Source organism: Streptomyces triticagri, from assembly GCF_003429565.1.
Taxonomy (GTDB): domain Bacteria; phylum Actinomycetota; class Actinomycetes; order Streptomycetales; family Streptomycetaceae; genus Streptomyces; species Streptomyces triticagri.
Map to the genome: position 1 here is coordinate 1 of NZ_QUAK01000153.1, position 2,476 is coordinate 2,476.

The following is a 2,476-nucleotide window of genomic DNA, read 5'->3' on the forward strand; positions in this document are numbered from 1 at the left end:
ACCGTCGGTGCGGCGGCCCTGTTTCACGTGAAACGTGACGGGGAGCGGAGTCCTGTCTCGGCCCCGGCGGTCAGTTCTCCGGTCGGCCGAACCAGCCGTTGTCCTCGCCGGCGTTGTCGCCACCCCCGCTGGGATCGGGTGTGTTACTGGCTCCGCCGTCCTGGCCGCCGTCCTGACCGGCGTTCTGGCCGCCGTCCTGACCCGCGTTCTGACCGCCGTCGTCGTTGTTGCACAGCGGGTCCCACTGCTCACAGCTGTGGCTCGGTGTCGGGTCGGGTGCCGACGGCGTGTTCGTCGGCTCCTCCGGCTCCTTCGTCGGCTCCTCGGCCTCCTCGGTCTCCGTCGGCGTGGGGGTCGGGCTCGGAACATCGCCGAAGATCTCACCGATGTCGCCCGGCTCCGGGAAGTCCTCGGCGTCGATGCCCTTCATCGCATCCGTCATGTAGTCCTTCCAGACCTGCGCCGGAATGTCACCACCGTGGATGGAGGGGACGCCGCCCGTCCCGTTCATGGAGAGGAGCTCGCCCTTGGCCGGGTCGGTCCGGTAGAGCGTGACGGCGGTGGACAGCTCGCGGGTGTAACCCACGAACCACGCCGACTTGTTCTTGTCCGTCGTACCCGTCTTGCCGGCCACCGGGAAGCCGACGTCGGCGACCTTCTTGCCCGTACCGTTCTTGACCACGTTCTGCAGGGTCTTGGTGACCGTGTCGGCCACGTCCGAGTCCATGGCCGCCTGACGCTTGGGCTTCGTGAAGCCGGGCAGCTCCTCGCCGTCCTTGACGACCTTGGTGACGGAGTACGGCTCGTAGTGCGCACCGGAGGCGGCGAAGGTGCCGTACGAGTCGGCCATCCGGATCGCACTCGGCGTCGAAGTGCCGAGCGAGAACGAGGCGTTGCTCATATTGCCCTTGTCGAAGCTGCTCTCGAGGATGCCGGTGCTCGCGGCAACGTCCCGCGTCTTGTCCAGGCCGACGTCGATGCCGAGCTGCACGAAGGGCACGTTGATGGACTGCTCCATCGCCTTGTCCAGGGTCACCGGGCCCCAGGGGCGGGTGCTCTCGTTCTTCTGCCGGAACGGCTCGCCCTTGTTGTCCTTGATCGGCTCGCCGTTCTGGTCCTTGATCACGGACAGGTCGTTGCCGTTGTACAGGCTCTTGATCGAGATCGGCCGGCCGTCGCTCTTCACCGTGCCGTGCTCGAGCGCGGCGGCGAGGACATAGGGCTTCCACGTCGAACCGACCGGCACACCACGGGTGTCGGCGTTGTTCGTGTAGTGGCCCTTGTCGTGGCCTGCACCGCCGTAGAGCGCGACGATGGCACCCGACTTCGGGTCGACGGACGCGGCACCGAACTGGACGTTCTTGTCGGTCTTGGGCCGTGCCTTGTCGTCGAGGAAGTCCTTGCGAGTGGCCTTGACGGCCTTCTCCATCGCCTTGACCTTCTTCTCGTTGAAGGTCGTGTAGATCTTGTAGCCGCCCTTCTCGAGCTCTTCGACCGGGATGTTCAGCTTGTTGGCGACGTATTCCTTGGCCGTGTTGACCAGGTAGCCCGTCTGACCGGCCACGGTGGACTTCTTCGTCGCGAGCTTGGGGAAGCCCTTCACCTTGGCGCGCTCAGCCGCGGTCATCATGCCGGTCTCGACCTCGCGCTTGAGGATCCAGCTCCAGCGCTCCTTGGCACGCGCCGTGTTGGCCTCCGCGGTCGCGTTCGCGCCGAGGCCGCCATCGGGGCTGTAGAGGTTCGGCCCCTTGAGCATGGCGGCGAGGAACACGCTCTGCTCGACGGACAGCTCCACCGCATCCACGTCGAAGTACGCGCGTGCCGCCGCCTGGATGCCGTAAGCGTTGCGCCCGTAGTAGGCGGAGTTCAGATATCCCGCCAGAATCTCTTCCTTGTCGACCTTGGCGCCCACCTTTATGGAGATGAACAGCTCTCGGGCCTTGCGGGAGAGGGTCTGGTCCTGCTTCAGGTACATGTTCTTCACGTACTGCTGGGTGATCGTCGAACCACCCTGGGTCTCCGAGCCCTTCGCCATGTTGACCACGGCGCGGGCAATGCCCATCGGGTCGACGCCCTTGTCCTCGTAGAAGGAGGCGTTCTCCGCGGCGATCACCGCGTCCTGCATGGACTTGGGGATCTGGTCGAACTCGATGTTCTGCCGGTTGGTCTCGCCACCGGTCGAGGCCATCTGGGAGTCGTCGTCCCAGTAGAAGACATTGCTCTCGGCCTGGGCCGCCTTGTTCGGGTCCGGAATGTCGACCATGGCGTACGCGATCCCCGCGATACCCAACAGGACACCGAGGAAGGCGACCACGCTGCCCAGGACCTGCTTCCAGGAGGGCACCAGCTTGCGCCAGCCGTGCTTGTTCGACCGCGGATAGTCGATGAACCGCTTCTTCGGGGGCTCCTGTCCGCGGCCACGGCCACGACCGGGCCCGCCGCCGGGTCCGCCGGTGCCCCGGCGGCCACCGCCGCC

1 protein-coding gene is annotated in these 2,476 nt (G+C 66.1%); it reads right to left on the bottom strand.

What is annotated here, in order from left to right; genetic code table 11:
• Window positions 1–70: 70 nt before the first annotated feature.
• Window positions 71–2,476: transglycosylase domain-containing protein (locus tag DY218_RS25345; protein WP_407703684.1), on the bottom strand; the 2,406-nt coding region annotated here is incomplete at its 5' end.